Genomic DNA, 4627 nt, shown 5'->3' on the forward strand with positions numbered 1-4627 from the left:
AAGGACTGGCGGCGTGTGGCGACACGCTATGATCGCTGTCCCAAGGTCTTCCTCTCAGCCATCGCTCTGGCCGCAACCGTCATCTATTGGTTATGAATCCTGACCCTAGCGCGTGCTGACAGAAGCATGTGCGGATGAGGTTTCAAAGCGCTGGGACACTTTCTTCTCCATTGACACCAAAACATCAGCAAAACGTTCTTCAAAAGCCGCAAAAGAAAAAAGCTGGGCTCGGGCCTGCGCATTGTCACGCAACTCGATCAACTTGTCCTCCGAATAGGACAGAAGCGCGTGCGTGATCTGCACAAGCTCTTCCCGGGAGCCATAATGGAACCCCGATATGCCGTCCTCGACAATCGTGGACGGCCCTCCGTTGTTGACAACGATCGGGATGACCCTTGCTGACATCGCCTCTACGACACTGATGCCGAAATGCTCACAATGCTCAGGCCACTTTTTGACATCAACACCAAGACCCGCCCCATGCCAATAGATCGACGCGCGTTGCAAAAGCCCCGACAGGACAGAGACAGGGGCGTCGATATGAAATGAAACCGGCAAATCCCGAGCTATCTGTCGGCAATTGGCCAAATATTCGCGATGGATCGGTTCGGGATGCAAAGAGCCGACAAGATCAAGGCTTGTATCTGCTCCCTGCTCAGACAGAGTCTTCATGGCCTTGACCATCTCATCCTGACGTTTGCAATGATTTCCGTTAAAGAAACGGCCAATTCCGAGAATGCCTGATTTTGCCGTCTGTGGATCTACCTCGGCAACGATCCCGACCGGTGGGGCCACCACATGAATGGCAGGATCGGGTGCCTCGAAATGGCGCAACTGTTTGCGGATCTCTTGCTCGACAAATCCCGAATAACAGATCACCGCGTCGTAGTCCCGGAGCAAGGATAGATGCTGCCGGGTATGATCTTCGTTGGTTTTGAAGGGAAATTGACAGCAGAACAGATTGATGTGCCCCATAGCGCGCGATGTCGGAACAAGCGAATTCCCCAGACAATAGAACAGATCAAATTGCGCACCCGCCTCCGCCTGGGCATGCGTGATGATGTCGATCCCATCCAGATCAAGGTCGAGTTGATCAAGAACCAGCGATATACGAAGCCGGGAGTAAAGCTCTGGCACAATGAGCGTAAGACCATAGCCGTGCGCTGCCAGCACTTTCATAATGCTGAACAGGTAGCGTTCTCCCCCTCCGGGGATAATATTATAGGGCGTAAAAATTCCCGCTGTCTTACGTGCCGAAGCAACCCGGGCCGGCAGCAGTGGTGCACTATGGAATTTGCCGTCATGCACGCCGGTCGTCAGGAAGCTGTGCCAGCGATCAACGAACTTGGCCTGGTTGACTTCAACGATACTGTTAAGCTTGTCTTTAAGGCTCTTGTCAGCTGTAGTGGCATTTTCACGGTGGATGACCTCTGACTTAGGGACGTAATACGTCTTTTTCCCAAAAGTGCCTATCTTCAGGCAAAGGTCACAGTCTTCGTAATAGGCAGGTTCATAACGGAAATCGAAGCCCAGAACGGCATCGAAATCCGCTTTGCGCATCAAAACAGCGGCCGCCGAGACGTAGTCGACAACCCGCATTCGATTAAAGCGCGGCTGATCAGGAGACTGGAACTTACCAATCTGAACGGAGAACCCCTCGGGATCGAGAAGCGCTCCGGCTTCTTGCAATTCACCGCTTGGATAGATGAACTTGGGGCCTACGCATCCCGCATCGGGATGGGAGTCGAAAACATCGACCAGAGGCGGCAGCCAATCAGGCGTCACGATGACATCATTGTTCAAAAAGAGCAGGTATGTGCCTTTGGCAAATTCCGTTCCGACATTGTTTCCCTCACCAAAGAAGCGATTGATCGCAAGCGGAACCAATTTGTGCGGCCCTTCATAGGCTGCAAGGCGCTTTTGATTTTCTGGAGAGCTACCATTGTCAACAACAATAACTTCGTACGGGATGCCTGTCGTGTTTTTCCAGATGCTTTTCAGACAGTCGATCGTCATGTCTGGCTTGTTGAGATTCAGAATAACGATCGAAACCAAAGGGGCGTCGCTGCTGCAATCAGAAGCGTTTTGCGGGGAGTCATCTGACATTTCTGTCTCCGAAAAAAGTGCGCTATCTGCAGCACAAAGAGCATTCATCTATTATTTGCTTGCATCTGAAGTTCGGGCAAGAAATGTGGACGAGGAGAGCCGTCCTTCTTGAAAACAATTCTTTTGGCATATCCGCGCACCTTGCCATTGGACTTGAAAAAGGCAACTTTGAACAGCTTTTTTGGCTTTCCGGTTTTGCGGAAAACGATACGCTTCCAGAGTGTGTCGCGGATAAATGTGTGACTTGGAATAGTTGTGAGGCCCATATTCCCGGTTTGCCGCAGGATTTCTCTGATTTGCTGCTGCAGCTGCACTTCTGATTGATAAAAAGCAATTTCCATCTGGCGCATATCAAAGGCATGCTGCCTTTGAAGGGCTTCTACCTTTTCATTCAGCGCCGCGACCTGCCCTGCAAGCTCTTCCATTCTGTCCCCTTGTCCGGACTTGCTTTTTGCGCCTTGCAGCATTCCTTACACAACCATCCCTGCGAAGCACTCTGTCGCTGTCTTGGCATCCAAAATATTCCGGGGGTTCTTATAAAGTTGCAAGATACAAGTGACAAGAGACCAAGCAGACCCCAAGCAAATCGAACTATTCCAGGATGTGTCGCAAACTCTGGGATCGACATTGCCAAGGTATCTGACGTGGATTGGAATAAGCGTGAGCCGGCTTTCTTACAAAGTTTTGAACTTACCGAACTGTCTTGGCGATCGGAACCGTTACCCTCACCTGAGTTTGGAGGTACGCAGCCAGATTGCCAAGTGGCGTGAAGACAAAATGCCGGTGCCAAAGATCGCGGATCGGATGGGTCGCGCTCCGTCGACGATCTATCGCAAATTGAAACGCAATTTCTTCAGGGACAAAGAGCTGCCGCAGCTGAACGGTTATCACGCGGTAGCAGCACAGAATATGTATGAACGCCGCCGGGCCATCCATCGGAAGATGATCGCGCATCCGGATTTGAAGGCTGCCGTAGAGGAACGCTTGAAAGCTGGCTGGTCTCCGGAGCAGATCGCAGGGCGCATGCGCCTGGAACGCCACCCGATCCGTGTGAGCCACGAGACGATCTACCGTTTTGCCTATTCCAAGGATGGGCGTGGCGAGCATTTTTACCGGCATCTGGCTCTGTTGCACAAATCGGCTGAACGCGGAGGTTCCCCTATCCCCGGACGGACTTATCCCACAGCTTCCGTTACGGGTATGCCGAGCGCGGTGTATCCGTTCAGGACGGCGATGCGGACCTGAAGCTCCGCGACCTGTCGGTCAAAGACTCGTGCCATGAGGCGCTGCCCCAGCAGTTTCACACAATGCATCTTTGTCTCGACGCGGCTTCGGCGGTGGTATCCGCTCCATCGTCGCCAGAGGGCACGACCGAGGTATTTCGATGCTCGCAGAGCTTCGTTTCGCGCCACGGCTCCGGCGGTGATCGTCTTCCAGGGCTTCGCGTTCTTGCGGGGCGGGATGACAGCGTGGGCGCCGCAGTCAGCGATGGCATCGTGGCATCTGCGTGTATCGTAGGCGCCGTCTGCCGTGACGCTGCCGATTTCCTGGTCCGCCGGGATCTGGTTGAGCCGGTCGGGTAAGACCGGCGCATCGCCGATGTGGCTCCCGGTGATCTCGACGGCCCGGATCTCCAGCGTTTCCTCGTCAATCCCGAGGTGGATTTTGCGCCAGACCCGCCGCTTCGGGCCACCATGCTTGCGGGCGTGCCATTCGCCTTCGCCCTCAACCTTGATGCCGGCGCTGTCGATCAGCAGGTGCAACGGACTCTTGGAGCCGCGATACGGGATATTGACGGCCAGCGTCTTCTGACGGCGCGACAGCGTGCTGAAGTCGGGCACCGTCCAGTCGAGGCCAACCAGGCGCAACAGGCTTTCGACGAAGCCGGTTGTCTGCCGCAGCGCCATCCCGAACAGCACCTTCATCGAAAGGCAGTCTGTATAGCGACGTTGCTGTCGCTCTGCTGGCGGCCACGCCTGCCTGTCGGCGCGGCATCCTAGCTCATCTCAGGGTCGAACCAGATTGCCAGCGAGCCTCGGCGCTTGAGCGCTTCATTGTAGGCTGGCCAGTTTCTGGTCTTGTAGGTCGGGGATGTGGGTCTGCCCATGCATCCCAGCTACCATGCTGGATTCACGAGATGAATCCCTCAAAGGTTTTGTGCAACAGAGCCCTCTATAAGGATAAACCCATTTCCCTTTGACCCGCATATAGGATTCATCCATCCGCCACGAACGGTCGGCGGGACGCTTTCTGCACCGCGCTGCGTCCGCAATGAGACCAGCATATCGACTGACCCAGCGCTTCAGCGTTGCATGATCCAGATCAACGCCGCGTACCGCCATGATTTCTTCCAGATCCCGATATGACAAACCGTAGCGCAGCTAGGTCATGTTGACAAATGGCGAAACCGAAGTCGGATGGACGTTATATCGATGAATCCCAGGAAGCTTTCTGCGGTCTTGTCGTAGCGGGTTGCAACACGCCGAGCGTTCTTGAGCTTGTTGAAGCAGCGCTCGACCCG

Annotated in this window: 2 protein-coding genes and 5 pseudogenes; 2 read left to right on the plus strand and 5 right to left on the minus strand. The window is 54.4% G+C overall.

Annotated elements, in window-relative coordinates; all coding sequences use genetic code 11:
- Positions 1-96 (plus strand): annotated as a pseudogene (locus ACR0BF_RS20195) (IS5/IS1182 family transposase); the annotation flags it as partial.
- Positions 97-105: 9 nt separating this feature from the next.
- Here the strand turns inward: ACR0BF_RS20195 and ACR0BF_RS20200 are convergent.
- Together ACR0BF_RS20200 and ACR0BF_RS20205 are read right to left on the minus strand one after the other, a co-directional pair.
- Positions 106-2106: a glycosyltransferase gene (locus ACR0BF_RS20200; protein ID WP_480625662.1), complete on the minus strand. Its 2001-nt coding sequence runs from the start codon at positions 2104-2106 to the stop codon at positions 106-108.
- Between the two features lie 44 nt (positions 2107-2150).
- Positions 2151-2531, minus strand: coding sequence for a hypothetical protein (locus ACR0BF_RS20205; protein WP_480508938.1), 381 nt, complete (start codon positions 2529-2531; stop codon positions 2151-2153).
- Between the two features lie 259 nt (positions 2532-2790).
- Between ACR0BF_RS20205 and ACR0BF_RS20210 the strand changes: the two are divergent.
- A pseudogene (locus ACR0BF_RS20210) lies at positions 2791-3279 on the plus strand (transposase); the annotation flags it as partial.
- Positions 3280-3281: 2 nt separating this feature from the next.
- Here ACR0BF_RS20210 and ACR0BF_RS20215 read toward each other — a convergent pair.
- From ACR0BF_RS20215 to ACR0BF_RS20225, 3 pseudogenes are all read right to left on the minus strand, one after another.
- Positions 3282-4213: pseudogene (locus tag ACR0BF_RS20215) on the minus strand (IS5 family transposase).
- A 58-nt stretch (positions 4214-4271) separates the two neighbouring features.
- Positions 4272-4487 (minus strand): annotated as a pseudogene (locus ACR0BF_RS20220) (IS6 family transposase); the annotation flags it as partial.
- A gap of 5 nt (positions 4488-4492) precedes the next feature.
- A pseudogene (locus ACR0BF_RS20225) lies at positions 4493-4627 on the minus strand (IS5/IS1182 family transposase); the annotation flags it as partial.

The organism is Ruegeria sp. AG7 (genome assembly GCF_056541545.1).